General features: G+C 76.4%; 20 protein-coding genes. 7 read left to right on the top strand and 13 right to left on the bottom strand.

From position 1 onward, the window contains the following. Window positions 1-197 precede the first annotated feature (197 nt). The 5 genes from LPA42_RS01080 to LPA42_RS01060 all read left to right on the top strand — a co-directional run bounded on the left by LPA42_RS01080 (window position 198) and on the right by LPA42_RS01060 (window position 10,187). Complete coding sequence (locus LPA42_RS01080; protein WP_228986227.1) at window positions 198-1,409, top strand: ROK family transcriptional regulator; 1,212 nt, start codon at window positions 198-200, stop codon at window positions 1,407-1,409. A 241-nt stretch (window positions 1,410-1,650) separates the two neighbouring features. Continuing rightward, window positions 1,651-4,134, top strand: coding sequence for a glycoside hydrolase family 3 C-terminal domain-containing protein (locus LPA42_RS01075; protein ID WP_077940198.1), 2,484 nt, complete (start codon window positions 1,651-1,653; stop codon window positions 4,132-4,134). Further along, complete coding sequence (locus tag LPA42_RS01070) at window positions 4,115-5,191, top strand: LacI family DNA-binding transcriptional regulator (RefSeq protein WP_228986226.1); 1,077 nt, start codon at window positions 4,115-4,117, stop codon at window positions 5,189-5,191. The genes LPA42_RS01075 and LPA42_RS01070 overlap by 20 nt, the downstream gene beginning before the upstream one ends. Window positions 5,192-5,241: 50 nt before the next feature. Continuing rightward, entirely contained in the window at window positions 5,242-7,518 is a 2,277-nt protein-coding gene (locus LPA42_RS01065) for a glycoside hydrolase N-terminal domain-containing protein (protein WP_077940197.1), read from the top strand. A gap of 380 nt (window positions 7,519-7,898) precedes the next feature. Next, complete coding sequence (locus tag LPA42_RS01060) at window positions 7,899-10,187, top strand: helix-turn-helix domain-containing protein (RefSeq protein WP_158229512.1); 2,289 nt, start codon at window positions 7,899-7,901, stop codon at window positions 10,185-10,187. Between the two features lie 47 nt (window positions 10,188-10,234). Here the strand turns inward: LPA42_RS01060 and LPA42_RS01055 are convergent, their stop codons facing one another. The 4 genes from LPA42_RS01055 to LPA42_RS01040 all read right to left on the bottom strand — a co-directional run bounded on the left by LPA42_RS01055 (window position 10,235) and on the right by LPA42_RS01040 (window position 13,927). Beyond that, window positions 10,235-11,119: a ribosome-inactivating family protein gene (locus LPA42_RS01055; RefSeq protein WP_158229511.1), complete on the bottom strand. Its 885-nt coding sequence runs from the start codon at window positions 11,117-11,119 to the stop codon at window positions 10,235-10,237. Between the two features lie 173 nt (window positions 11,120-11,292). After that, window positions 11,293-11,868, bottom strand: a complete 576-nt coding sequence (locus LPA42_RS01050; RefSeq protein WP_077940194.1) for a GerMN domain-containing protein — start codon at window positions 11,866-11,868, stop codon at window positions 11,293-11,295. Then, entirely contained in the window at window positions 11,865-13,244 is a 1,380-nt protein-coding gene (locus tag LPA42_RS01045; RefSeq protein WP_077940193.1) for a cell wall metabolism sensor histidine kinase WalK, read from the bottom strand. Before LPA42_RS01045 ends, LPA42_RS01050 begins: the two co-directional genes overlap by 4 nt. Continuing rightward, a complete protein-coding gene (locus LPA42_RS01040) occupies window positions 13,241-13,927 on the bottom strand; it encodes a response regulator transcription factor (RefSeq protein ID WP_077940192.1) in 687 nt (228 codons plus the stop codon). Before LPA42_RS01040 ends, LPA42_RS01045 begins: the two co-directional genes overlap by 4 nt. A gap of 152 nt (window positions 13,928-14,079) precedes the next feature. Between LPA42_RS01040 and LPA42_RS01035 the strand changes: the two genes are divergently transcribed. Then, window positions 14,080-14,535: an STAS domain-containing protein gene (locus tag LPA42_RS01035; protein WP_077940191.1), complete on the top strand. Its 456-nt coding sequence runs from the start codon at window positions 14,080-14,082 to the stop codon at window positions 14,533-14,535. Beyond that, the gene (locus LPA42_RS01030) at window positions 14,532-14,801 is read left to right on the top strand and encodes a transglycosylase (RefSeq protein ID WP_043969611.1); all 270 of its coding nucleotides are present in this window, start codon (window positions 14,532-14,534) and stop codon (window positions 14,799-14,801) included. The genes LPA42_RS01035 and LPA42_RS01030 overlap by 4 nt, the downstream gene beginning before the upstream one ends. A gap of 35 nt (window positions 14,802-14,836) precedes the next feature. Here LPA42_RS01030 and LPA42_RS01025 read toward each other — a convergent pair whose 3' ends face one another. The 9 genes from LPA42_RS01025 to LPA42_RS00985 all read right to left on the bottom strand — a co-directional run bounded on the left by LPA42_RS01025 (window position 14,837) and on the right by LPA42_RS00985 (window position 26,358). After that, entirely contained in the window at window positions 14,837-17,419 is a 2,583-nt protein-coding gene (locus LPA42_RS01025) for an ATP-binding cassette domain-containing protein (RefSeq protein WP_228986225.1), read from the bottom strand. Further along, window positions 17,416-18,366 (bottom strand): ABC transporter permease, encoded by a 951-nt coding sequence (locus tag LPA42_RS01020; protein WP_198956773.1) that lies wholly within the window; start codon window positions 18,364-18,366, stop codon window positions 17,416-17,418. Before LPA42_RS01020 ends, LPA42_RS01025 begins: the two co-directional genes overlap by 4 nt. Next, a complete protein-coding gene (locus tag LPA42_RS01015) occupies window positions 18,363-19,928 on the bottom strand; it encodes an ABC transporter substrate-binding protein (protein WP_198956772.1) in 1,566 nt (521 codons plus the stop codon). The genes LPA42_RS01020 and LPA42_RS01015 overlap by 4 nt, the downstream gene beginning before the upstream one ends. 123 nt (window positions 19,929-20,051) lie before the next feature. After that, window positions 20,052-20,879 carry a methyltransferase domain-containing protein gene (locus LPA42_RS01010; RefSeq protein WP_077940189.1) on the bottom strand — a complete coding sequence of 276 codons (828 nt, stop codon included), beginning with the start codon at window positions 20,877-20,879 and terminating at the stop codon, window positions 20,052-20,054. Further along, window positions 20,876-22,120, bottom strand: a complete 1,245-nt coding sequence (locus tag LPA42_RS01005) for an MFS transporter (RefSeq protein ID WP_077940188.1) — start codon at window positions 22,118-22,120, stop codon at window positions 20,876-20,878. The genes LPA42_RS01010 and LPA42_RS01005 overlap by 4 nt, the downstream gene beginning before the upstream one ends. Continuing rightward, complete coding sequence (locus tag LPA42_RS01000; RefSeq protein ID WP_198956771.1) at window positions 22,117-23,169, bottom strand: enolase C-terminal domain-like protein; 1,053 nt, start codon at window positions 23,167-23,169, stop codon at window positions 22,117-22,119. The genes LPA42_RS01005 and LPA42_RS01000 overlap by 4 nt, the downstream gene beginning before the upstream one ends. Next, a complete protein-coding gene (locus LPA42_RS00995) occupies window positions 23,166-24,239 on the bottom strand; it encodes a PLP-dependent cysteine synthase family protein (RefSeq protein WP_077940187.1) in 1,074 nt (357 codons plus the stop codon). The genes LPA42_RS01000 and LPA42_RS00995 overlap by 4 nt, the downstream gene beginning before the upstream one ends. Continuing rightward, window positions 24,236-25,087, bottom strand: coding sequence for a DUF364 domain-containing protein (locus LPA42_RS00990; protein WP_077940186.1), 852 nt, complete (start codon window positions 25,085-25,087; stop codon window positions 24,236-24,238). The genes LPA42_RS00995 and LPA42_RS00990 overlap by 4 nt, the downstream gene beginning before the upstream one ends. Beyond that, window positions 25,084-26,358 (bottom strand): ATP-grasp domain-containing protein, encoded by a 1,275-nt coding sequence (locus LPA42_RS00985; protein WP_077940185.1) that lies wholly within the window; start codon window positions 26,356-26,358, stop codon window positions 25,084-25,086. The genes LPA42_RS00990 and LPA42_RS00985 overlap by 4 nt, the downstream gene beginning before the upstream one ends. Between the last annotated feature and the right edge of the window lie 68 nt (window positions 26,359-26,426).

The following is a 26,426-nucleotide window of genomic DNA, read 5'->3' as shown; positions in this document are numbered from 1 at the left end:
GCGCCCGGCTAGGATTAGTTGGGTTACTAGCCGAATAAACTAATCGACGGTGATCCGACCCACAAGGGAGCGGCGACCGCGAGGCGACGTGCCGCGCGCGGTGGTCCGCTGGGGTGCCGCGGTGCGCGATGATGGACGCGCGGACCGACCGGGGATCGCGCACCGGCAGCGCAGGGAGCGGGCACATCTTGATCAGCATGCAGAACGACCCGCAGCCGACGGACCTCGGCGACGTGCGGGTCGCCAACCGGGCCGTGGTGCTGCGGCACGTCCGGGTGCACGCCCCCTGCTCCCGGGCCGACATCGCGGCCCGCACCGGGCTCAACAAGGCCACCGTCTCCAGCCTCGTCGGCGAGCTGATCGAGCGCCGGCTGGTGCGCGAGACCGGGCTGACCGAGAACCGGATCGGCCGCCCCGCCACCATGCTCGTCCTCGACGGCGAGCCGTACGCCGCCCTCGGCCTCCAGGTCGGCGCCGACGAGCTCGCGGCGGTGGCGGTCGACCTCGGCGGCAACCGGCTGCTCACCTGGCGGCGAGCCTTCGCCGCGCCGGCCGCGACCCCGGCCGAGACGGTCCGCGCCCTCGCCGCGCTGGCCCGTCGGGCCACCGCCCGCGTCGCCGGCGAGGGGCGGGCCGTGCTCGGCCTGACCGTCGGGGTGCCGGGCCTGGTCGACGCGGCCGGCTGCGTGCCCCTGTCCCCCGCGCTCGGCTGGCGCGACGTGCCCCTCGCCGACCAGTTGCGCGCCGCGCTGCGCGACCCGGACTTCACCGTCGCCGTGGACAACGAGGCCAACCTCGCCACCCTGGCCGAGCAGCGGCACGGCGCCCAGGCCGGGGCCACCGACCTGGTCCACCTCACCGGCGGCGCGGGGATCGGCGCCGGGGCGATCGTCGACGGCCGGCTGCTGCGCGGCAGCCGGGGCTTCGCCGGCGAGATCGGGCACCTGTGCCTCGACCCGACCGGCCCCGCCTGCGCCTGCGGGCGCTCCGGCTGCCTGGAGGCGCTGGTCGGCCTGCCGGCCGTGGTACGCCGGCTGCTGCCCGACACCGCTGAGGACGGTCCCGTCACCGACTTCCTGCCCGAGCTCGACCGGCTGAAGGCCCTGGCCGGGCAGGACGACCCGACCGTACGCGCCGGGCTGGCCGAGACCGGCCGCCACCTCGGCCACGCGGTCGCCGTGCTGGCCGACCTGCTCAACCCCGAGGCGGTGCTGGTCGGGGGCCATCTCGCGACGCTGGGGCCGTGGCTGCTGCCGGCGGCCCGGGCCGAGCTGGCCGCCCGCACGCTCGCCCCGGAGGCCGGCGGGTGCCGGCTGGAGGCGTCCACACTGGGGGGCACCGCCGCCGCGCTCGGCGGCGCCACCGCCGCCCTGGCCACCGTCGAGAGTGGCCGCCTGCCCGCCCGCTGACGCCGGAACCCGTCACCGTCAGGCCTTGACCACATCGGCCCGGTGGTGCCAACCTCGGAGCAGCCGTCCCGTCCGGGCAGACGAGGCGGCCTGGTTCCTCGTCGGTTGTCGAAGCGCTTCACCGCGTCCGGGTCGACATCCGCACACCACCACCCCGCGATGCCACCCGTCACGACGGTCGTCGAAGCGCTTCGACCTGCCGCCCGGGCATCGCTAGCCCATGGAAGGTAACCGATCCACCATGACCGACAGCACCGGCCGGACGCCCGGCCCGTCCCCCGCCGCCCGCGTCGACGACCTGCTGGCCCGCCTCACCCTCACCGAGAAGATCGGGCTGCTGCACCAGTGGCAGGCCCCGGTCGACCGGCTCGGGCTGCCGCCGTTCCGCACCGGCACCGAGGCGCTGCACGGGGTGGCCTGGCTCGGCACGGCCACGGTCTTCCCGCAGGTGATCGGGCTGGCCAGCAGCTGGAACGCCGAGCTGGTGCGGTCGGTGGGTGCCGCCGTCGGCGCCGAGGTGCGCGCCAAGCACCACGCCGACCCCGAACGGGTCGGGCTGAACGTGTGGGCGCCGGTGGTCAACCCGCTGCGTGACCCCCGCTGGGGGCGCAACGAGGAGGGCTGGTCCGAGGACCCGTGGCTCACCGGGCACCTCGCCACCGCGTACGCCCGGGGGCTGCGCGGCGACCACCCCGACCGGCTGCGGACCGCGCCGACGCTCAAGCACTTCCTGGGCTACAACAACGAGACCGACCGCGCCACCACCTCCAGCGACCTGCCCCCACGGGTGCTGCACGAGTACGAGCTGCCGGCGTTCCGGGCGCCCCTGGCCGCCGGGGCGGCGGTGGCCGTGATGGCCTCGTACAACCTGGTCAACGGCGTTCCGGCGCACCTGAGCCCGCTGATCGAGGGCGAGCTGCGCCCGATGGCCGCCGACGAGATCATGGTCGTCGGCGACGCCGGGGCGGCCACCAACATCGCCGGGGTGCAGGGCCGCGAGCCCGACCACGTCCACGGCTTCGCCGCCGCGCTGCGCGCCGGCATCGACAACTTCACCGAGGACGACACGAACAGCGCCCTGACCACCGGCCGGATCACCGAGGCGCTGGAGCGGGGCCTGATCACCACCGCCCACGTGGACCGGGCGGTCCGGCGGATCCTCGGCGTCCGGCTGCGCCTCGGCGACCTCGACCCGGCGCACGAGGACCCGTGGGCCGGGGTGGCACCCGACGTCGTCGACTGCCCCGCGCACCGGGAACTGGCCCGCGAGGCCGCCCGGCAGTGCGTCGTGCTGCTGCGCAACGACGGCCTGCTGCCGCTGACCGCGCGCCCGGGGCTGCGGGTCGCCGTGCTCGGCCCGCTCGCCGACGCGGTGCACACCGACTGGTACAGCGGCACGTTGCCGTACGCGGTCAGCACCCTCGACGCCCTGGCCGCACGGGTCGGCACCGTCACCAGCCACAGCGGCGCCGACCGGATCGCGCTGCGCGCCGGGGACCGGTACGTGCGCTGCGCGACCGACGCCGACGGTGGCCCGCTCACCCTCGACGCCACCGCCGCCACCGAGGCGACCTGGTTCGACGTGTTCGACTGGGGCGGGGACGCGGTGGCGCTGCGCGCCGTCGCCAACGGCCGGCACGTCGGGGGCGACGACGACGCCGGACTGGTCAACGACCGCACCGGGCCCGGCGGGTGGATCGTCCGGGAGACCTTCCGGTTCCGGTCCGGCCCCGACGGCACGGTGCTGCTGCACCACCTCGCCACCGGCCGGTACGTCGCCGTCGGCCCCGACGGGCGGCTGCGCGCCGACGCCGCCGAGCCGGGTGCGGGCACCCCGTTCGCCGTGGAGCTGGTCGCCGACGGCGCCGCCGAGGCGGCCGCCCTGGCAGCCGACGCCGACGTGGTGGTGGTGGCCCTCGGCAACCACCCGATGGTCAACGGGCGGGAGACCGAGGACCGGGTGGACCTGGCGCTGCCGGCCGGGCAGGAGGCGCTGCTGCGCGCCGCGTACGCCGCCAACCCCCGCACCGTCCTCGCGCTGACCAGCAGCTACCCGTACGCGATCGGGTGGGCCGACGCCCACCTGCCGGCGGTGCTGTGGTCGGCGCACGGCGGCCAGGAGCACGGCGCGGCGCTGGCCGCGGTGCTGTTCGGCGACGCCGAGCCGGGCGGCCGGCTCACCCAGACCTGGTACGCCGACGCCGCCGAGCTGCCCGACCTGCTCGACTACGACATCATCGACGCCGACGCCACCTACCTCTACCACCGGGGCGACCCCCTGTACCCGCTCGGCCACGGGCTCGGCTACACCCGCTTCGACTACGCTGACCTGCGACTCAGCGCGGCGTCGGTGGCCGCCGACGGGGAGGTCGAGGTGCGCGTCGAGGTCACCAACAGCGGCGACCGGCCGGGCGAGGAGGTCGTGCAGCTCTACACCCGGCAGCGGCGCTCCCGGGTCAAGCAACCCCTGCGCCAGCTGCGGGGCTTCGCGCGGGTCGCCCTCGCCCCCGGCGAGCGCCGGGTGGTCCGGCTGCGGCTGCGCGCCGCCGACCTGGGCTGGTGGGACGAGATCCGGGGCGCCCGGGTCGTGGAGGACGCCGCGCACACCGTGCTGGTCGGCCGGTCCGCCACCGACATCCGACTCGTCGGCACGCTCCGCGTCCGGGCGGCGTCCGCCGCCGACGCCCCTTCGCGGGAGGCCACGGGTGCCGGCCGGTCCCGGTGACCACGGCCCGCGCCTGCCCACGGCGGCGCGGCCGGCGAAGTCACCCGACCTGGTCACCATCTCCGACGTCGCCCGGCACGCCGGGGTCGCCGTCAGCACCGTGTCGTACGTGCTCAGCGGCAAGCGGGCGATCTCCGAGGTGACCCGCAACCGGGTGCTGGCCAGCATCCGGATGCTCGGCTACCACCCGAACGCCGGCGCACGCGCCCTGGCCAGCCGGCGGGCCAACGTCGTCGCGCTGGTGCTGCCGCTGCGCTCCGGGATGCAGGTGCCGGTGGTGATGCAGTTCGCGATGGCGGTGGTGACCACCGCCCGCACCGTCGAGCACGACGTGCTGCTGGTCACCTCCGACGAGGGGCCGGCGGGGCTGCGTCGCATCGCGGCCAGCGCCATGGTGGACGGTCTGCTGCTGATGGACGTGGAGATGCACGACTCGCGGGTGCCGCTGCTGCGGGAGCTGGGGCGGCCCAGCGTGCTGATCGGCTTCCCGGCCGACCCCACCGGCCTGACCTGCGTCGACCTGGACTTCCACCGGGCCGGCGCGGTCTGCGTCGAGCACCTGGCCGGGTTGGGCCACCGGCGGATCGCCCTGCTCGGCGCCCCGGCCGCCGTCTACGACCGGGGCACCGGCTTCGCGCACCGCACCCGCAACGGCATCCTCGACGCCGCCGCGCGGCTCGGCGTCGACACCGTGGTCCGGCCCTGCGAGGAGGGCACGGCGGCCGTACGCCGGGAGCTGGTGGAGCTGTTCGAGCGGTGGCCGGACCTGTCGGGGCTGATCGTGCAGAACGAGTCGGCCGTCGGGCCCGTGCTGGCGACGCTGCCCACCCTCGGCCGGCGCGTGCCGGAGGACGTGTCGGTGGTCGGCATCTGCCCCGACCAGTTCGCCGAGCAGGCCAGTCCCCGGCTCACGTCGGTGCCCCTGCCGGCCGAGGAGGTCGGCCAGCAGGCGGTGTCGCTGCTCATGCGCAAGGTGCACGGCGAGCCGGTGCCCGACGCGACGCTGCTCGAACCCCGGTTGACGATCCGGGACAGCACGGCCGCCGCGCCCCGCTGACCGCACCGCCGCCCGCTGCCCACCCCGCCCTTCCCCAGAGAGGACCGTCGATGACGGCTGCCCTGCCCGCGTCCGCCCACGGGATCTGGGACGACGCCCCCGCCGCCGGCTGGGAGGACGCCTTCCTGTCCGGCAACGGCGAGTACGGGATCATGGTGCTCGGTGATCCCCATGCCGAGCGGGTCGTCGTCAACCACCACCGGTTCGTGCTGCCCAACGGCACCCACGACGCCCGGCCGCCCCGGCTGGCCCACCTGCTGCCCCGGGTCCGCGAGCTGGCGCTCGCCGGCCGGCGGGCGGAGGCGAGCCGGCTGCTCGGCGGCGGCCGGGAGCTGCGCTGGACCCAGTCGTTCCACCCGGGCTTCGCGCTGACGATCGACGCGGCGGGGCCGGGCGGAGCAGTGGAGCCGGGCGGAGCGGCGGGGCCGGGCGCGGCGGCGCTGCCGGCCGGGTACCGGCGGAGCACCGACTTCCGCACCGGGGAGGTCGTCGTGGAGTGGGCCGGCGGCGAGCGGCGCGGCTTCGTCTCCCGCGCCGACGGCCTGGTGGTGCTGCGGCTGGAGGCGGGCGACTGCGTGGTGGGGCTCACCGGCGACCTGCCCGGCCGCCCGGCGGACGTCCGCTACGAGACCGCGGCGTACCAGCGCGGACAGGACGTCTTCCTGCGCATCCGCGGCCACTACCCGCCGGTGGGCGGCGCGTACGGCTTCGAGGGCCTGGCCCTGCTCACCGGCGACGTGCGGGTGCTCGGCGACCGGGTGGCGGTGCGCGGGCCAGCGCTGCTCACCATGGTGCTCGACCGGCCCGGCACGCCGCCGTGGCGCACCGCCGAGCTGGAGGAGACGCTGCGCGTCCGCTCCCCCGCCGGGTACGCCGGCCTCCTCGCCCGGCACGCCGCCCGGCACTCCCCCGCCTACGACCGGGCGAGCCTGGACCTGGCCGTGCCGGCCGCCGAGCGGGAGCTGCCCGTCGGCGCGCTGCTCGCCCGGCAGGCCGCCGACCCGCAGCAGCCCTACCCGGCGCTGGTGGAGCGGCTGTTCCACGCGGGGCGGTACCTGCTGCTGAGCGCCAGCGGCGTCCTGCCGCCCCGGCTGACCGGGCTGTGGCTCGGCTCGTGGGACGCGGCCTGGGCGGGCGACTTCACCACCGACGCCAACCTCAACCTGCAGCTGGCGGGGGCCAACATCGGGGCCCTGCCCGAGGTGAGCGAGGCGTACGCGCGGCTGATCGGGTCGCAGGTCGACGACTGGCGGCGCAACGCCGAGGCGATCTACGGCGCGCGGGGCCTGCTCGCGCCCAGCCGCACCGACGGGGAGCACGGGCACCTGTTCCACATGCACGACGACTGGCCGTTCGCCGCGTGGCTCCCCGGCGCGGACTGGCTGCTCTTCCCCCTGTACGAGCACCACCTGGTGACCGGGGAGCCGCTCGGCGAGCTGGCCTGCTGGCTGACGGAGGCCGCCGAGTTCTTCGCCGACGTGCTCACCGTCTCCGCCGCCGACGGCACGGTGGTCGTGGTGCCGTCGTACTCGGCCGAGACCGGCCCGCTGGACGACGACGGCCGGCCGGTGCACCTGGCGGTCAACGCCACGATGGACATCGCCGCCGCCCGGCACGCCCTGGCCACCGCCGACGCCGTCACCGGCACCGACCGGTGGGCGGCACTGCGGGGGCGGCTGCCCGCGTACCGGGTCGACGAGCGTGGCGCGCTGGCGGAGTGGGCCTGGCCGGACTACCGCAGCGACGAGGACCACCGGCACGTCAGCCACCTCTACCCCGTGTGGCCGTTGGACGAGATCAACCCGGACGACACCCCCGAGCTGGCCGCCGCCGCGCGCCGCGCGCTGGTCCTGCGCGGCGACGAGAACCTCTCCGCTCACGGCAGCCTGCACCGGGCGCTCGTCGCGACACGCCTGCGCGACGGCGCGCTGGCCGGGGAGAACGTGGCCAAGATCCTCGGCAACGACATGTTCTTCCGGTCGCTGATGAGCTCGCACAACCCCGGCCGGGAGACCTACAACGCCGACGCCGCACACGCCCTGCCCGGCGTGTTGATCGAGTCGCTGGTGCACTCCCGGCCCGGCCACGTACGGCTGCTCCCGGCCCCGCTGCCCGGCCTGGACCGGGGGGTGCTGCGCGGGGCGACCTGCCGGGGCCGGGTCACCGTCGAGGAGCTGGCCTGGGACGCCTCGTCGGTGCGGGCACGGCTGCGCTCCCCCGTCGGCCAGCGACTCACGGTGTCCAGCCCGTACGGGGACGTGGCGGTCGAGCTGCGCGCCGGCCGACCGGTGGAGCTGGTCTTCGGTCCCCGCACCGACGGCAGGTGACGCAACGCGGTTGCGCCGGGCCTGCCCCCACCACTCCCACCGCCTCCTTTGCTCTGCACCCACGGACGCAACGCTTCACGCAGCGCAACCCGATGCCGCACCCCGGCCCCGCTCTGCCCCCGGCAGGAGCAGCTCGGGCGGGGTGTTGCGCGGGTGGGTGCAGAGCAAAGGGCCGACAAGCGGTGCGCCGGGGTCGGCAGTTCGTCACCGAGAGTGACAGCGGCCGTCCCTCCCGGCCAACCCCCGCCACCGTCACGGAACGCGATCGACCGCGACGGCGCAGGCCTGAGCACCGACCCCTGGGGCACGACGTGCGGCTCGCTGCGGGAGCCACCGGACGCGACAGCGGCGGCCCGCTCCCGGCGTGCGAGCATGGGGCGGTGACCGCAGTTCCTCGGGAAGACCCGCCGGTGGAGGGCCTTGCCTTCGGGCCGCTGCTGCGCACGCTGCGGATCGCCGCGGACCTGACCCTGGAGCAGCTCGCGGAACGGTCGGGCGTCAGCGACCGGGCGATCAGCGACATGGAGCGCGGCGTCAGCCAGGGCCCGCAGGCCCGCACCGTCACGGCGATCGCCGCCGCCCTGGCCCTCAGCCCCGAGCAGCACGCGGCGCTGACCGGCGCGGCCCGGGCCGGGCGACGCCGCGGGCAGCCGGCCGCCCAGGGGCGGTGCCCGCTGCCCCGGCGGGTCGCGGACTTCACCGGCCGCCGCGCGGAGCTCGACAGCGTCCGGGCCCTCGTCGAGGCGGCCCGCGCCGGGCTGCCGGCCCCGGTGGTGCTGGTCAGCGGGGCGCCCGGGCTCGGCAAGACGTCCCTGGCCGTGCAGGCCGCCGCCCAGACCGCCGATGCCTTCCCCGACGGCCAGTTCTTCCTCGACCTGCGAGGGCTCGACGCCCGGCCGCTGACCCCCACGGCCGTGCTCGACCGGCTCGTGCACGCCGTCGAGCCGGGCGCCGGGCCGACCCCCCGGGACGTCGACGACGCCGCGGCGCTGTGGCGTACCGTCGTCGGGGGGCGGCGGATCCTGGTGCTGCTGGACAACGCCGCGCACGAGGGGCAGGTGCGCCCGGCCCTGCCGGCGGAGGGACCGGCGGCGGTCGTGGTGACCAGCCGGCGCACCCTCGGCGGCCTGGAGGGCGTGCACCGGCTGTCGCTGGAGCCGCTGCCGGAGGCCGCCTCCGTCGCGCTGCTCGCCGGGATCGTCACGCACCGGACCGCCGACGCCGATGGGCTGCGGCAGCTCGCCCGCCTGTGCGCCCACGTGCCGCTGGCGTTGCGGATCGCCGGCAACCGGCTGGCCAGCCGCCCCGCCTGGACGGCCGGCGACCTGGTCACCCGGCTGTCCGCGCACGAGCACCGGCTCGACGCGCTCGCCGTCGGCGACCTCCAGGTGAAGGCGGCGTTCGCGCTGTCGTACCAGCAGCTTTCGGGCATCGGCCGCCGGCTGTTCCGGCGGCTCGCGGCCGTGCCCGGCCCCAGCACGGCGGTGGAACTGGCCGCCGTGCTGGTGGAGGAGACGCCGACGCGCACCGAGGACGCGCTCGACGAGCTGATCGACCTGGGCCTGCTCCAGCAGGGCGGCGACGGGCGATTCTTCCTGCACGACCTGCTGCGCCTCTACGCCCAGGGGGAACTGGAGCGGGAGGAGTCCGCCCAGGACCGGGCGAACGCGGACCGGCGCGCGGCGGACTGGCTGCTCGACACGACGATCGTCGCCGGCCGGTGGTTCGAGCCCGCATACGGCGCTCCCGCGCCCGGCGCGACCCGGTACGTCGAGCTGGACTCGGCCGACACCGCCCGCGAGTGGCTCCAGGCCGAGGGCGACAACTGGCTGCCCGCCCTGCGCCGGGCCGCCGCCGAGGGCGCCCACCAGCGGGTCGTCGACGTCGCCGAGTCCCTGCACTGGTTCTCCGACCTGTGGGCGCACTGGGAGCACTGGGCGGAGGTGTTCGCGCTGTCCAGCGCCGCCGCCGACGGGCTCGACGACGACCACCTGCGGGCGGTGCACCGGGGCTACCTGGCCTGGGCGTACATCTACCCGCGCAGCGAGCCGGAGGAGGGGCTGCGCCAGGCCGAGCTGGCGTACGAGCACGCCCGCCGGGCCGGCGACGAGGACCAGCAGGGCTGGGCGCGCTTCTACTGCTCGTACGCGAACGCCCGGCTGGGCCGGTTCGACGTCGCGATGCGGCACGCGCAGGAGTCGGTCGCCCTGTTCCGGTCGGTGCGGGACTGGCAGGGCCTGCCGCAGTCGCTGGTGATACTCGGCCGGACGCTACGCGACGCCGGCCGGTACGAGGACGCCCTCGCCGCGTACGCCGAGGTGATCGAGATCGTCACCACGCCGGAGACCGCCCTGCCCCGGCACATCGTGCTGATCAGCCAGCTGTCGGCGATGCAGGCGATGATCGAGCTGCACGGCGGGCTGGACCAGTGGCAACGCATGGTCGAGCTGGCCGACGAGGCGCTGCGCCTCAACGAGGAGCTGCGGCACCAGAAGTTCACCGTCGCCGTCCTGCGGTTGCGGGCCACCGCCCACGAGGGGCTGGGCGACCGGCCGGCTGCGGCGGCCGACCTGCGCGCGACGATGCGGTTGCAGCGGGAGCTCGGCGACGAGGCGGGCCAGCGGGAGACGGTGCAGCAGCTCGACGCGCTGGGCGCTTCGGCACCATAGCGACACCCCGCGGCCCACCGACGGCGGGTCGCGGGGCCCGGGCCAGGTCAGACGATGTACCCGTTGATCTCCACCCACTTGAGCCAGCTGATCAGCCCGGCGAGGGTGGTGATGACGATCCGTCCGTAGAGCACGATCATCTGACCGGACGGGTTCATCAGCACCCGGTGGACGAACGCGGACACCGTGCCCCAGTGCGTCGTCAGCCAGACGTTGTCGTCGTTGAGCGGCAGGGACTGCAGGCGGTTGGCGTAACGGATGTTGTACCGGATGGTGTCCAGGATCGGGGAGTACCGCGCCGCCTCGGAGGTCATCGTGATCGCCTGGACCAGCGCCGCGCTGACGTCGTTGTTGAGCGTGGTGGTCCGCCCGAGGATGCGCAGGCTGTCGTACATCCGCTGCGGGTTCGTCACCAGCGTGCTGCGGGAGTTGCCCCCCACCAGCTCGTTGTAGTTGCCGTCCATGTTGTATACCGTGACCCGGCTGATGTCGAGGCCGAGGAGGCTGACGACGTTCTGCCACCGGCCGCCCTGGTTGAACAGGTAGTGCCGGTTGTTCGTCGGGGAGTACCACGCCGCCAGGTACAGGTTGTCGGCCCAGAAGTAGAGCGAGACCAGGTGGGCGTTGTTGGTGTCGAGCACCCGCACCTGGATCATGCCGCGGTAGTTGCCGTTGGTCTGCATCACCTCGTTGGCGATGTAGTTGCCGCTGTAGGTGTGGATGGCGGCGATCATGTTGAAGTAGCGGCTCTCGTGGACGTCGCCGCCGTCGGTGATCCTGGAGATGTTCCAGTCGATGATCGACAGACTGTCGCCGGGTTGGGCGTGGGCGGGCGACTGCGGCACCGTGGCGATGCCGAGCATCATGACGAAGGCGACGAACAGGGCGCTGATCCGCCGTCCGCTTCCTCTGCACGCATGGAGCAGTGACACGAATCTGGTCCTTTCGGGGTGCGGTCGGCGGCCGACGCCGCGACGCTGTCTGGCGGGCAACGTCGATCCAACCGGCGCGCCGGGCGGGGCACCACGCAGAAGACACGCAGAACTCGACGACAGTGACCGTCCACACTCCGCCGTCCACATGCGACGGCGAGCGGGGCCGACGGTCAGCGGGTCGCGGTCAGCGCGGCGTAGTCGGCGGGGGTCAGCGGCTGGGCCGACAGCGAGCCGTCCGCGCGCGGCACCCCGAGGGGGCGGCCGTCACGCAGGAACGCCACGGCGTCGACGTCGTCGCGGGCGGCCAGCGTGCAGACGATCTGACCGAACGCGAGCACCTCGTCGCTGCGGCCGGTGTCGTCGCCGGTCCCGTCGACCCGTACGCGTGCCTGGCCGTCGGCGACGCCCACCACGCCGGCGCCGATCGCCCCTGGCAACGCGCTGGTCAGACCGCTGTCCCGCTCGACGGCGCTGGGTCCGGCGAGCAGGTCCCGCAGCTGGTCCTCGGCGTCGAGGGGGCGGCCCACCCGCCGGTCCACCGGGACCAGCCGATCGTCCCGCACGAAGCACAGCGTCACGGTGACCGGTCCGACCGTCGCGGGGCCGTCGACGGTCGCGGGGGACGGGAACGGCCCGGGTGGGGCCTCGACGGCCCGGGGCGTGTCCTCGGCCGGCACCCCGCAGGCCGCCACCGTGCAGGCCACCACGAGGGCCGACAGCAGCGCCCGCGCCGCGCGGCGGCTCACGCGAGGCTCCCCGGCAGGGCCACCCGGAACCGCGCTCCCCCGCCGGGGCGGTCGTCGACGCCGGCCGTGCCGCCGTGGGCGGCGGCGTGCTGGGCGACCAGCGCCAGACCGAGGCCGGTTCCGTCGCCGGTGCCCCGGGCGTGGGCGGCCCGGCCCCGGACGAAGCGGTCGAAGATGACGGCCCGGTCCTCGACCGGCACGCCGGGGCCGTCGTCGTCCACCTCGATGATGCCGATGTCGCCGTCGCGTGACAGCCGCACCGCCACCGGGCCCGCACCGTAGCGCACCGCGTTGTCGAGCAGGTTGGCCAGCACCTGCGCGACGCGACGCCGCTCCACCCGCCAGGTGGCCGGGGTGCCGGCCGCGAGGCGGACCAGCGTGGGCGGCAGGTCGCGGCCGGCGCAGGCGCGCCGGGCCAGGTCGGCCACGTCGACCGGGGCACGGTGGGCGGGCTGGTCGCTGCGGGCCAGGTCGATGAGGTCGTTGACCAGCCGCTGGAACCGGTCGATCTCGTCGGCGACGAGGCCGGCGGCCACGGCGGTGCGCTCGTCGTGGTGTTCCCGCCGCCGCTGCAGGACGCTGGCCGCCGCGGCGAGGGTCTGCAGCGGCGAGCGCAGCTCGTGGCTGACGTCGGCGGCGAAGCGACGGTCCCGCTCGATCCGGCGGGCCAACTGGTCGACCATGTGGTTGAACGAGGTGGACAGCCGGGTCAGGTCCGGGTCGGTGGCCGGGTCGAGGCGGGCGGTGACGTCACCGGCGGCGATCTTCTCCGCGGCGTCCGCGACCGCCGTGAGAGGGCGCAGCCCGTGCCGCGTCGCATACCAGCCCAGGGCCGCCCCGGAGCCTGCCACGAGGATGGCCACCGCCGTCAGGGCCAGGGCCAGCGCCTGGAAGGTCCGTTCCAGCTCCCACAGCGAGTTGACCTCGTAGTACGTCGCCGAGCCGGACAGCGGCACCCCGACCAGCAGGGCGGTCTGTCCGTCGACGCGGACCCGCTGCACGGCCGGCTGCCCCGAGCCGACGAGCTGTTGCAGCTCCGGCGGGACGGCGGCGGTGAGGCCCGAGTCGGCGATGCGGGCGTGCCACCTGCCGTCCAGGTGCAGCAGGGCCCGCCTGCTGCTGCCGGTGTCCAGCGACCGCAGCACCTCCACCACGTCGGGGGCGTCGGTGTCCAGGCCGCTGCGCACCACGGCCGCGTCGAAGTACGCGGCCCGCACAGCGGTGCGTTCCCGCTCGTCGATCAGCGACTGGCGGGTCAACTCGTAGGAGATCAGGGCCATCGACGCGGCCAGCAGCAGCGCGCCCAGGGCGAACGCGGCCATGACCCGGGCGCGCAGGCCGAGGCGGAGCCGGGGCGGGCGGCGCAGCGGGCTCATCGGCGCAGCTTGTAGCCGAGCCCGCGCAGGGTCACCAGGTGTTCGGGGTTGGCCGGATCCGACTCGATCTTCTGCCGCAGCCGTCCGACGTGCACGTCGACCAGCCGCTCGTCGCCGGTGTCGTAGCCCCAGACCCGTTGCAGCAGTTGCTGGCGCGACAGCACCCGGCCGGCGTGCTCGGCCAGCTCGCACAGCAGCCGGAACTCGGTGCGGGTCACCGGCACCCGCTGCCCGGCGCGGCGTACCTCGCCCGCCTCGGGGCTGACCTCCAGGTCGCCGAACGCCAGGACCGGCACCGGCTCGGCGGCGACCGGGGCGGCGGCGCGGGCGCGGCGGCGCAGGGCCCGCAGCCGGGCGGTGAGTTCCTTGATCGCCACCGGTTTGACGAGGTAGTCGTCCGCGCCGGCCTCCAGGGCGGCCACGATGTCGTGGGTGTCGTCGCGGGCGCTCACCACCACGATCGGCACGTCGTCGTCGCGGCGCAACTGGCGGATGCACTCGAAGCCGTCGAGGCCGGGCAGCATCAGGTCGACCAGGACGTAGTCGGCCGGGTCGCGGCGCTGGGCGCGCAGCCCCTCCTCGGCGGTCGCCGCGCCCCGGGCGTCGTAACCCTCGTCCTCCAGCGCGAGCAGCAGCGCCAGCCGGATGCGGTCGTCGTCCTCGATCACCAGTACGGCCGTCATGACGGCATCATCCCCAAGGCCGTCGCCCGGCGGCCAACCGTGTCCCGCGTACGACGGATTTGTCACGCAACTGTCACACGTCCGCGCGGTGCCCGCCAACCCCGGCCGGCACGGTGGCGGGGACCGGTCGGGCGAGAGGAAGGGGTACGGCCGTGACGACGCCGCTGGCACGCCCGGAGTGCACGATCCCCCTGGTCGAGGTGGCCGTGACCGAGTTCGACCTGGCCTGCCTGCCGGAGACCGGCGCCGTGTTCGACCGGCTGCTCGCGCTGCGTCCCGCCCAGATCGTGGTGGACCTGTCCGCCTGCCGGCACATCGACGCCGCCGCCATCGGGTTCCTGCTGGACGTGCACCGGCGGCTGACCCGCGCCGACGGGGTGCTCACCGTCCGCGAACCGAATCCCCGGATCCGGCGCATCCTGCAGTCGGCCCGGCTGGACCAGGTGCTGCCGGTCGTCGTCGGCGACGCGGCGACCGGGTCCCCCGAACGGCCCGGCCCGGTGGCACCGCCGGTCGGCCGGGCGGTCGTGCCGGGCGGCGGGGGTGGCAGCCGTCGCCCGGCACCGGCCGGCCAGGGGCGCACCCGCCGGTCGGCGGAGTGGGCGTGACCGTCGCCGCGCTGGTCAGCGCCGTCGTCGTCGGGCTCGTCGTGGGGGCGCTCGGCCGGCTCGCCGTGCCGGGCCGACCGACCGCGCCGCTGTGGCTCACCCTCGTCGTCGGTGTGGTCGCCGCCCTGGCCGGCAGCGTCGTCGCCCGTCTCGCCGGCGCGAACGGGCAGGGGTTCCGCCTGGTCGACGTGGTCGTGCAGGCGGGGATGGCCGGGGTCGGCGTCGTCCTCGTCGCGGCCACCGCCGGCCGCTCCGACTCCGCCTGACGGGTCGGCCCGCATCGGCCCGGGCCGGGAAACGATCACGGCCGCAGGCCGGTCACGGGGCCGACCCCGGTCTCCGACGGGTGCAGCAGCGCCCGGGTCAGCGGGTGCCGGGCGGCGGTGAGCAGGGCGGACGCGGGCCCGGCCTCGACGACCTGCCCCGCGTCCAGGACGACGACGTGGTCGGCGAGGCGGGCGACGACGTCGCGGTCGTGGCTGATCACCACGAGGGCCAGCCCGTGGGCGCGGCGCAGCCGGTCGACGAGGGCGACGATCCGGTCCCGGCTGACCGTGTCCAGTCCTGAGGTGATCTCGTCGCAGATCACCACGTGGGGCTCGGCCAGCAGAGCCCGGGCCAGGGCGGCGCGTTGCAGCTCGCCGCCGGAGAGCCGGTCGGGGCGGCGCGCGACGACGTCCGCCGCGAGGCCGACCTCGCCGAGGGCGCGGCGCGCGGCGTCGCGGGCCCGGGTCGGCGGCAGGGCGCGCAGCCGCACGGCGGCCCTCGACACCTGCTCCAGGACCGACCGGTGGGGGTGGAAGCTGGCCCGGGCGTCCTGGAAGACGTACTGGACGGCGGCGAGGTCCGCGCGGGTTCGCCGGTCCAGGGTCCCGGCCAGCGGCCGGCCGTCGAGGCCGACGGTTCCACCGCGCGGCGGGTGCAGCCCGGCGACGCAGCGGGCGAGCGTCGTCTTGCCGCTGCCGGAGCGGCCGACCACGGCGAGGCATCCGCCGGGGGCGACGGCGGCGGTGACGCCGCGCAGCACGGTACGGCGGCGGGCGCCGGCACGGTGGGCGGCGATTAGGTCGCCCACGCGCAGCGCCGGTGCTGCGGCGGCAGAGGCGGCGGCGAGCGGCGCGGCCGGGGCGGCGGCGAGCAGGCGGCGCGTGCGCTCGTCCCGGGGCGCGGCGAGCACGTCGGCCGCCGGGCCGGCCTCGACGACCGCGCCGGCGTCCAGGACGACCAGCCGGTCGGCCACGGCGCGCACCAGGTGCAGGTCGTGGCTGAGCAGCACCACCGCCATCCCGGCGTCGGCGAGGGTCCGCAGCTCGTGAGCGACGTCGCGGCGGGTGAGGCTGTCCTGCCCGGTGGTCGGTTCGTCGGCGACCAGGACGCGCGCCCTGGCCAGCAGCGCGTGGGCGACGACGAGGCGCTGCTGCTGGCCGCCGGAGAGCTGGTGCGGGAAGCGCCGCAGGAACTCCCGGTCGGCGGGCAGGTCGACGCGGGCCAGCACGTCGGCCACCGCCCGGCGCACCGCCGACCGCCGGGTCACCGTCGCGCGGGCCGCCGCGTCGCCCGGCGGGCCGCCGGGTGTCCGCCGCTCCGGCCGGGTATGGCGCAGCGCGACCTCGCGCAGCACCGCGCCGATCCGGCGGACGGGGTTGAGCGCCGCCGACGGCTGCTGCGGGACGTAGCCGACGACGCCCGGGGGCGGTGGGGTCGCCGGGGACACGGCACGGCCGGCCACCTCCACCCGGCCGGCGAGCCGCACGCCGGGGCCGGCCTCCCCCAGCAGCGCCCGGCCGGCGGTGGTCTTGCCGCTGCCGGAGCGGCCGACGAGCGCCAGCACCTCGCCCGCCGCCACCGTGAACGAGACCCTGGCGAGCAGGCGACGCCCGGCGACCTCGGCGTCGAGGCCGACCACCCGGACCGCGCAGGCGTCCACCGGCGGCGTCGGCGGGCCGGCGGCGACGGCCGGGCCGGCGGCCCCGTCGTCGAGCGGCGCCCGGGCGGCGGGGACACGTGCCCCGGGCGCGTCCCGGTGGGCGGCCCCGTGCCGGGATCCCGCGTCCCGGGCGGCCCCCTCGCCGGCCGCCGCGTCGCGGTCGGCGAGCAGCCGGTCGGCGACGAGGTTGACGCCGACGGCGAGGGCGACGAGGAGCGCGGCGGGCACCAGCACCGACCAGGGTTGCAGCAGCAGGCCGGCGCGGTTGCGGTCCACCATGACCGCCCAGTCGGCGGCGTCGGGGGCGACGCCGACGCCGAGGAAGCTGGCCGTGGCGACGAGGTACAGCGCGCCGATGAACCGCACGCCCGCGTCGGCGAGCAGCACCCGGCGGCTGCCGGTCACGACGTGGCCGACGGCGCGCCGCCACCACGTCTCCCGGTATAGCCGCATCGCCTCCATGGCGGGGCCGTGCGCCAGCGGAAGCGCCGCGGCGCGGCTGATCCGGGCGACCTCGGGCAGGCCGATCACCGCGACGATGCCGACGAGGGTGGCCGGCCCGCGCGGCGCGGTGGCCGCCAGCAGGATCAGCAGGATCAGCGACGGCACGGCGAGCAGCAGGTCCAGCGGGCGCATGACCAGCTCGTCGAGCCACCGGCGGCGGGTCAGCGCGGCGAGCAGCCCCAGCGGCACCCCCACCAGGTACGCCAGGGCGGTCGCGGCGAGCGCCACGCCGACCACGGAGCGCCCGCCGAGCAGCACCTGGCGCAGCACGTCGCGCCCGACGAAGTCGGTGCCGAACGCGCCGCCCGGGTCGAACGGCCGGCCGCGCGGCGCCGCGTCGCCGGCCAGGGCCGGCCCCACCACGGCGACCAGCAGGGGTACGGCGAGCAGCGCGACGCCGACGGCCAGGCGCAGCCGGGCCGGGGTGTGGTGGCGGCGACCGGGTGGGCTCACGCGGCGGCCCCGACGCGCGGGGCGAGCCGGAACGCCACCAGGTCGGCGGCGAGGTTCACCGTCACCGTGGTCACGGCGACCAGCACGCACAGCCCCTGCACGGTGGGCACGTCGCGGGCGGTCACCGCGTCGACCAGCGCGGTGCCCAGGCCGGGGACGACGAACACCGCCTCGACGACGATCACCCCGCCGAGCAGCCAGTCGGTGGTGCGGGCGAGCTGCTGGGCGACGGGCGCGAGGGCGTTGGGCAGCGCGTGGACCAGCCGCAGCCGGCGCTCGGGCACGCCGAGTCGCCGGGCGTGCGCGACGTGTTCCGCCCGCATCGCCTCGATCATGCCGGCGCGGGTCAGCCGGCTCAGCGAGCAGAACGGCCGGGCCAGCAGCACCACCAGGGGCAGCACCAGCACGGCGGGCCGGGACAGCAGGTCGCCGCCGGTGCCCACGGCGGTGGGTGGGAGCCAGGCCAGCCGGATGCCGAACACCGCGACGAGCAGCAGGGCCAGGGCGAACTCAGGCACCGCGTACAGGCCGACGGCGGTGGCGGACAGCGCCCGGTCGAGGCGGCCGCCCTCCCGCCGGGCCGCGAGCATCCCCAGCCCGACGGAGAGCGGGACGAGCAGCAGCAGCGTGGCGGCGGCGAGCAGCACGGTGGGCGCGGCCCCGGCGGCGAGGACCCCGGCGACCGGCCGCTGGGAGACCAGCGAGACGCCGAGGTCGCCGCCGGCCAGGTCGGCGAGCCAGTCGAGGTAGCGCTGCCAGGCGGGCCGGTCCAGGTCGAGCTGGTCGCGCAGGAGGGCGATGCGCGCGGGGTCGGGCTGGTCGCCGGCGATCACCACGGCGGCGTCCCCGGGCAGCGCCTCGGTCAGGACGAACACGACGGTGGCGACGCCGACGACCTGCCCGGCCCCGACCAGGGCCCGCCGGGCGGCGTAACGGGGCAGGCTCAACCCAGCCAGACCTTGTCGAAGCGCGCCCAGTCGAGGGTGTTGGCCGGCGCGGCGGCGGACACCCCGCCGACGCGGGGGCTGGTCGCGACGAGGAAGTCGGCGAAGCCCCAGACCAGGAAGCCGCCCTCGGCGTGCAGGACGCGCTGCATGTCGCCGTACGCCTGCCGGCGGGTCTGCTCGTCGGGGCTGGACACGGCGCGGGCGTAGAGCGCGTCGAAGTCGGGCCGCCGCCACCGGGTGGCGTTGGTGGTGGACGTGCTCAGCAGCCGCTGAGATATATGAGTCTCGATGGGCATGGCTCCCGAACGGTAGCAGGCGAGCACCCCGCCCGTCAGGATGTCCTTCCAGTAGGTGTCCTTGTTGCCGCTGCGCGCCTCGACGGTCAGCCCGACCTGCCGGGCCTGCTCGGCGAAGACGCTCGCGGTCTCCACGAAGCCGCTGGCCACGGGGGCGGTGTCCAGCGGGATGCGCAGCCCCCGGGCGCCGGCCCGCTCGACGAGGAAGCGGGCCCGGTCGAGGTCGGGCACGCGCTGGGCGATGTCGTCGGCGTAGTGCTGGTAGCCCTTGCCGAACAGGTCGTTGCCGACCTGGCCGGCGCCGGACAGCACGGTGTCGACGAGCTGCTGGCGGTCGGTGAGCAGGAACATCGCCTCCCGCAGGTCCCGGTTGTCGAACGGCGGCCGGTCGACCTTCATGGCGAGGGCCTGCATGGTGCTGTTGGCCATCCGGGTGATCCGCACCCGCGCGTCGCCCGCGTAGGTACGGGCGGTGGTGGGCGTGACGTCGTGGGCGTAGTCGGCCTGCCCGCCGAGCAGCGCGTTGATCCGGGCGGACTCCTCGTTGACCACGAGATATTCCAGCTCGTCCAGGTGCGGCGCGCCGTCCCAGTGGTCGGCGTACCGCTTGAGCAGCAGGGACCGGCCCGGCTGGAACTCACCGAAGGCGAACGGGCCGGAGCCGACGGGCCGGTCGAAGGCGTCGGCGCCCTCGGGCACCACGTACGCGCCGAAGGCCGCCAGGACGTTGGGGAACTCGGCGAACGGCCGGCGCAGCGCGAGTTCGACGGTCCGGTCGTCGACCGCCCGGCTGCCGCGCAGGTCGATCAGCTCCAGGCTGGCCCTGGCCCGGAAGGCGCGCTTCGGGTCGGTGATCCGGGCGTAGCTGTACAGCACGTCGGCGGCGCGCACGGGGCGGCCGTCGTGGAAGGTGGCCTCGCGCAGGGTGATCCGCCACCGGGTGAGGCCGGCGTCGGGCTCCCACCCGCTGGCCAGGCGGGGCCGGATCGACACGTCAGGGCCGTAGTCGGCGAGCTTGTCGAACATGGCCTTGGCCCGGGACGCCTCGTTGAACAGGTTCGCCAGGTGCGGGTCGAGGGTCTCCTGCGCGCCGCCGCCGGCGAACACGGCCCGCAGCCGGCCGCCCCGGCGCGGCCGGTCGGAGGCGGTGCCGGTGGGGCTGTCGCCGCACCCGGCGAGCAGGGTGGCCGACGCGGCGGCGGCTGCGCCGCCGAGCAGGCCGCGCCGGGTCAGCCGGGCGGCGGGCATGGGGATGACGGATGTCACGGGGGGTCCCTCCAGGGAAGCGGGTCGGTCGGGGTGCGACCGGTCCGGCGGCGACGCCGGACAACGGGTGGGGTCGGGCCGGGCCCGAGCTGCGCAGGTCGGGCCGGGTCGGATCTGTGCAGGTCAGGCCGGATCGGGGCGGCGGCGGGCCAGCAGGTGCAGCCGGTCGCCGCGCAGGGCGGTGGACAGCGCCGCGCCGGGCCGCCACGGCGGCGCGGTACGCGGACCCGGCCCATCGAACAACGTCAACACGTCGAAGCCGGCGGTGTCGAGCAGGTGCCGCAGTTCCTGGGGGAACAGCAGTCGCCAGGCCGAGGTCTGCACCAGCGGCTCGGGCGCGCCCGGCCAGCTCCAGGCGCGTTCCCGGCGCAGCAGCTGCTCCGCGTGGTCGATCCACAGCCGGGTCCGCGACGTGTACGCGACGCCCCGCCACGGCACGGTGCGCACCGACGTGCCGTCGAGCAGCTCGGTGTTGCCGAGGAAGAACGCGCCGTTGCGCATCTCGGCCAGCAGCAGCCCGCCCGGCGCCAGGTGCGCGCGGCACCGGGCCAGGAACGCGGTGAGGTCGGCGTTGGTGTGGCAGTAGAGCATGGCGCTGTCCAGGCAGGTCACCGCGTCGAACCGGTCGGCGAGGTCGAAGCCGCGCATGTCGGCGGCCACGAACCGGACGTGCGGGTGCCGGCGGCGGGCATGGGCGAGCATCGCCGCCGACGTGTCGATGCCCGTGGCGGCCCAGCCGAGCTGCGCGAGCCGCCCGGCGTCGCGGCCGGTGCCGCAGCCGACGTCGAGCAGCCGGCGGCCGGGGGGCCCGTGGCGGCGCAGCAGGTCGTCGACGAAGCCGGCGGCGGCGTGCTCCGGGTCGGGGAACTGCGCCTCGTACAGCTCGGGGTTGTCGGTGAGCAGGTTGGCCCCGGCGGCGGCCGGTCCGGCGCCGTCGGCTCCCCCGCTCATGCGGGCACCGCCGACGGGGCGGGCGCGGGCGTCGGGTCGAGCGCGCCCCGGCGGTGCAGCATCCCCACGGCCGCCGCGGAGGCCAGCCCGAGCGCGGCGCAGAGCAGCCACGCCACCGCCGGCACCCCGGAGCCTGACCCGTCGTCCATGGCGCGGCCGACGGCGGTCGTGCCGGCCGCCGCGACCACCCCGGAGACCAGGTAGAACAGTCCGAAGTAGGTGCCGGTGAGCCCGTCGCGGGCGAACGCCGGGATCAGCTCCAGCACGAACGGCTGGGCGACCAGCACCCCGACGGCGAGCAGCACGGCCGCGCCGAGCACCGGCGCGAGCCGGGCGGCGGCGGGACCGCCGACCGGCGCGAGCGGCAGCACGAAGCCCCCGCCCATCACCGCCAGCCCGAGCGCGATGGCCGGGCCCCGGGCGAGGCGGCGGTGCAGCCAGCGGGTCACCGGCACCTGCCACACGAGGGTCACCACCGTGGACACGACGAACAGCGACGCCACGGCCAGCGGATGCCCGCCGGCCTCCTCCGCCCGCACGGGCAGCACCAGGTAGAGCTGGTTCTGCAGGGCAAACATCGCGCTGAGCGCGAGGGTGAAGGCGAGGAAGCGGCGGTCGGTCACGGCCTCGCGCCAGTCCCCCAGCACCCCCTGCCCGCTGCTGCGGGCCGGCTGCGTCGGCAGCACCAGGGCCTGGGCCACGGTCAGCGCCGCGAACACGCCGGCCGCGGCGAGGGCGGCGGCCCGGAAGTCGACCAGCAGCAGCGCGCTGCCGATCAGCGGCCCGAGCAGGGACCCGGCGCTGGCGAACACGTTGAACAGCGCGAACGCCTCGGCCCGCCGGTCCGGGGCGGCCTGCGCGAGGTAGGCCCGCACCGCCGGGTTGAACAGCGCGCCGGCCAGGCCGGAGAGCACGGAGGCGGCCAGCAGCGCCGGCAGCGACACCCCGACGGCGAAGACGCCGAAGCCCACGGCGCGCAGCGCGCACCCGACGATGATCACCCCGCGCGCACCGAGCCGGTCGGAGGCGGAGCCACCGAGCAGGAACAGGCCCTGCTGGCTGAGGTTGCGTACGCCCAGGACCAGGCCGATCACGGCGGCGGACAGCCCGAGGTCGTCGGCGAGATAGCCGGCGAGGTAGGGCAGCAGCATGTAGAAGCCGACGTTCACGCCGAGCTGGTTGACCACCAGCAGCCGGATCGCCGGGGGGAAGCCGCGCAGCGTCGTCCAGGTCGCGGTCATCGGGCCACCGCCTGCCGGTCGGCGGTCGCCGGGCGCACGCCGAGGCCGGGCCCGCCGGGCGTACGCAGGGTGCCGTCGGCGCCGCCGATGCCGGTCCACGGATCGTCGGCGAGCAGCAGGTGCCCGTCGAGGTCGACCCAGCGGGCGTGCCCGGCCAGGTGCAGCGCCGGGGCGACGCCGAGCGTGCTGGCGACCAGGCAGCCGAGCATGACGTCCATGCCGTGCCCGGCCGCGGTGTCGATCAGCCGGCGCGCGGCGGCCATCCCGCCGCACTTGGCGAGCTTGACGTTGATGCCGGCGACGGCCCCGGCGAGGCGGTGCACGTCGGCGACGGTGGCGACGTCCTCGTCGGCGACGACGGGCACCGCGACCCGCGCGCCGATCCAGGCCAGCGCGTCCGGGTCGCCGGGCGGGACGGGCTGCTCGACGGCGTCCACGGCGCAGGCGGCGACGGCGTCGAGGACCCGGACGGTCCGCTCGGGCGTCCACGCCCCGTTGGGGTCGAGCAGCAGCCGGGCCGCCGGGGCGGCGGTCCGCACGGCGGCGACCCGGGCGACGTCGTCGTCCGCCCCGGCCTTGACCTTCAGCACCGTGAAGCCGGCCGCCACGAGCCGCCGCGCGGTGGCGGCGGCGTCGGCGGGCGGCACCAGCCCGATCGTGTACGCGGTCGAGACCGCCTCCCGCGCGGGGGCGTTGACGAGCCGCCACACGGGCACCCCGGCGCGTCGCCCGGCGAGGTCGTGCACGGCGGCGTCGAGCGCGCCCAGCACCCCCGGCGCGTCGGCCAGGTCGGCGGCCAGGGCCGGGAGGTCGGCGCGCAGCGCCTCCGGGTCGGCGTACCCGGTCACCCGGGGACGCAGGGCGGTCAGCAGCGCGTCGATGCGGCCCAGGTCGAGGCGCTGGTACGCGCTGGTGACGACCTCGCCGTGGCCGGTGCCGCCGTCGTGGGTCAGCCGCACGGCCACCGCGTCGCGGCGGGCCATGACCGACCGGGAGATGCGCAGCGGCTCGGCGAGGGGCAGCGGGTAGGCCCGCCAGTCGAGGTTCACGCCGGCACCCGCTGCCCTCGGGCCGGCTCGGCGGGCCGGCGGCGGGGGTCGACGACGGTGCGGCACCGGCTCCACCGGGTGACCTCCACCGCCCGGGGGTGGGGGATCTCGACGGGGTGGCCCCGGGTGGGGCCGAGCAGCCCCCGCCGGGCGCAGTAGTCGTCGTCGAAGATGGAGTCGAGGTAGCGGTGCGGGCCGTCGGGGAACACGGCGAGGACCCGGTCCCCGGGTCGGGTCCTCGCCGCCCAGGCGGCGACCCGGGCGGTCGCGCCGGTGCTCCACCCGCCGGTGACGAACGCGTGCCGGGCCAGCCGCCGGCAGGTCTGCACAGCCTCGGCCGGGCCGACCCAGTGCACCTCGTCGAAGGCGGCGTAGTCGACGTTGCGGGGGTGGATACTGCTGCCGAGGCCGCGCATCAGCCGGGCGCGGGCGGGCTGACCGAAGATGGTGGAGCCGACGGTGTCCACCCCGACCAGGCGCAGCCGGGGCCAGTGCCGGCGCAGCGCGCGGGCCAGGCCGGCGCTGTGCCCGCCGGTGCCGACGCTGCACACCAGCGTGTCCACGACGTCGGCCTGGGCGACGATCTCGTCGGCGAGCCCGGCGTAGCCGGCCGCGTTGTCGGGGTTGCGGTACTGGTCGGGCCAGTACGCCCCGGGCAGCGCGGCCCGCACACGGAGCAGCCGGTCGAGGCGGGCCTGCTGCCAGCCGCCGACGGGGTGCGGGGCGTCCACCACCTCCAGCCGGGCCCCGTGGGCGCGCAGCAGCGCCCGCATGGACGGCTCCAGCTCCCGGTCGACGACCAGCACCACCGGGTGGCCGAGGGCCTGCCCGGCGAAGGCGAGGCCGACGCCCATGGTGCCGCTGGTCGACTCCACCACCGGGGCCCCCGGGGCCAGCTCGCCGCGCGAGCGCGCGCCGGCCAGCATGGACACCGCCGCGCGGGCCTTCATCCCGCCGGGGCTCAGGCACTCCACCTTGGCGAGGAAGCCGGGGTGCGGGTGCGGCAGCGGGGCGTCCACGAGCACCACCGGCGTGCGCCCGACGAGGTCGAGCAGCTGCGGCGCGGTCATCGGCCCTCCCGGTCGGCGCGGTAGCGGTAGAGCGGCGTGGGGCCGCCGTCGAGCCAGAAGAACGGGTAGGGCTCCGCCGACACGGCGGTCAGCCCGGCCCCGAGGAAGCACGGCAGGACCGCGCTGCCGGACTGGGCGAACGCCACCAGCGGGACCCCGGTGGCCCGGGCGTGGCGCAGCAGCGGCGCGAAGGTGCCGTTGCCGAGGGTCATGCCGGAGGCCAGGATCGCGTCGCAGCGGTCGAGTAGCGCCGCCGCCTCGGGCAGGCACGGCTCGTCCCACTCGGTGCGTCCGCCGGCCAGGTCGCACGGCAGGTAGCGCAGGCCGCGCCGGCGCAGCTGGTCGAGCAGGGAGTTGACCACGCCGACGACGAGCACGGTCCGCCCGGGTTCGGCGGGGAGCAGGTCGACCACGGCGGCGGCGCGGGCGGCCGACTTGGCCAGCGACGTGCCGGCGGGCACGGTCACCACGTCCGTCGCCGCGCCCGCGTGCGGGCGCACCCCCATCAGGTACGCGTCGAGCGCGGCGACGCGCACCGGCAGGCTCGGGTGGGCCAGCAGCTCCGCCACGGTGGCGCCCACACAGTCGTACGCGACGTCGTCGGGCAGCTCGTCGGGCTCGACGGCGCAGGAGCCGACGGCGACGCCGACCCGAAGGCTGAGCACGTAATTGCGGTAGCCCCGGGCGCGACCGGGGTGGCGGGCGCCCTGCCGGGTGACGAACCCGACGCTGACCCGCTCCCCCGCCGGGTCGGGACCGAGGCGGCCGGCGAGCGCCGCCGCCATCAGGTCGTCGAGGCTGTCGTGGGGTGCTGCGGTGACGGTGGGGCCGGCGGCCGGGGCGGTCACGCGGCGGCCCCGGCGAGCTGGTCGGCGTACCGGACGTCGAGGGCGGCGACGTGCGCCTCGGCGCGGGCCCGCGCGCCCGGCCCGTCGGTGTCGACGGTCATGACGTGGCCGAGGTAGCTGTTGTTGCTGCTGGCGTCGCCGGTGCGGTGCCCGGCGGGCCTGACCGCCCAGTCCACGACGCCACGGTCGTCGACGAGCCGGTCGGTGCCGGTGATCGTGTCGACGGTGCCGGCCCGGGGCGGCAGCAGGAACGCGATGGCGGCGCTGCGTACCCCGGTGTCGACCGGCGTGGTGTCGGGGCGCTCGCCGAGGGCGAGGCGCGCGTACGCCATCGGCAGGTCGATGCCGGTGACCCGGCGGACGAGTTCGGTGATCTGGTTGCCGGCGGGCCGCGGATTGACCTCGACCACCCGGGGCCCGGCCGGGGTCAGGCGCAGCTCGGTGTGGGCGACGCCGTGGGTGAGGCCGACGGCGGCGAGCGCGGCGACCGCCGCGTCGGCGGCGGCGCGGGCGTCGGTGGCGGGCAGGTCGGCGGGGAACATGTGTCCGCTCTCGACGAACGCGGGCGCGCCGGCGAGGCTCTTGTCGGTGACCCCGACGACCGTGGTGACGCCGTCGCAGGTGACCGTCTCGACGCTCACCTCCGGGCCGGTGAGCAGCTCCTCCAGCAGCACCAGCGGCACCCGGGGCTGCCGGCGGGCGTTGACGCCGAAGCCGGCCAGCGCGTCGTACGCCGAGCGCAGCTGCGTCGGGTCGGCGACGGCGCGCACGTACATGCCGGCGCACAGGTCGACGGGCTTGACCACCAGCGGGAAGCCGAGCCGCTCGGCGGCGGCGAGGGTGTCCGCCCAGCCGTCGGTGACCGCGAACGCCGGCCCGGGCAGGCCCGCCCGGCGCATCGCCTCGCGGGCCAGGTCCTTGCGGTACGCGCGGCGCACCGCCGCCGGGTCGGGGCCGGGCAGCCCGAGGTGGGCGGCGACCTCGGCGACGGTGTGCAGGTAGTAGTCGCAGGAGGTGAGCACCCCGTCGAAGCGCAGAACGGCGTGCAGCCGGGCGACGTGTGCGGCGAGCGCCGCCGGGTCGTTGGTCTCGGCGGTGACCACGTTGTCGGCGGCGAGCAGCGGGTGGACCTCGCCGGGCGGCGTCGCCCGCAGGTAGTGGTGCAGGTCGCGGGTGAGGAACGTGAACCGGTGACCGTCCTCCCGGATCGCCCTCGGCAGCAGGGCGCTCATCGCGCCCACCCAGCTCTCGATGACCAGCAGGTGACCCATCAACGACTCCCGTCCTGTTGCGGTGGCGTCCCGCGTACATCTTGTTGGAAACGGTTTTCGTTGTAAAG

This window comes from Micromonospora sp. DH13, assembly GCF_020873825.1.
GTDB classification, from domain to species: Bacteria; Actinomycetota; Actinomycetes; order Mycobacteriales; family Micromonosporaceae; genus Micromonospora; species Micromonospora haikouensis.
The sequence above is the reverse complement of the archived record's forward strand: the minus strand, read 5'-3'. Positions and strand labels throughout refer to the sequence as shown.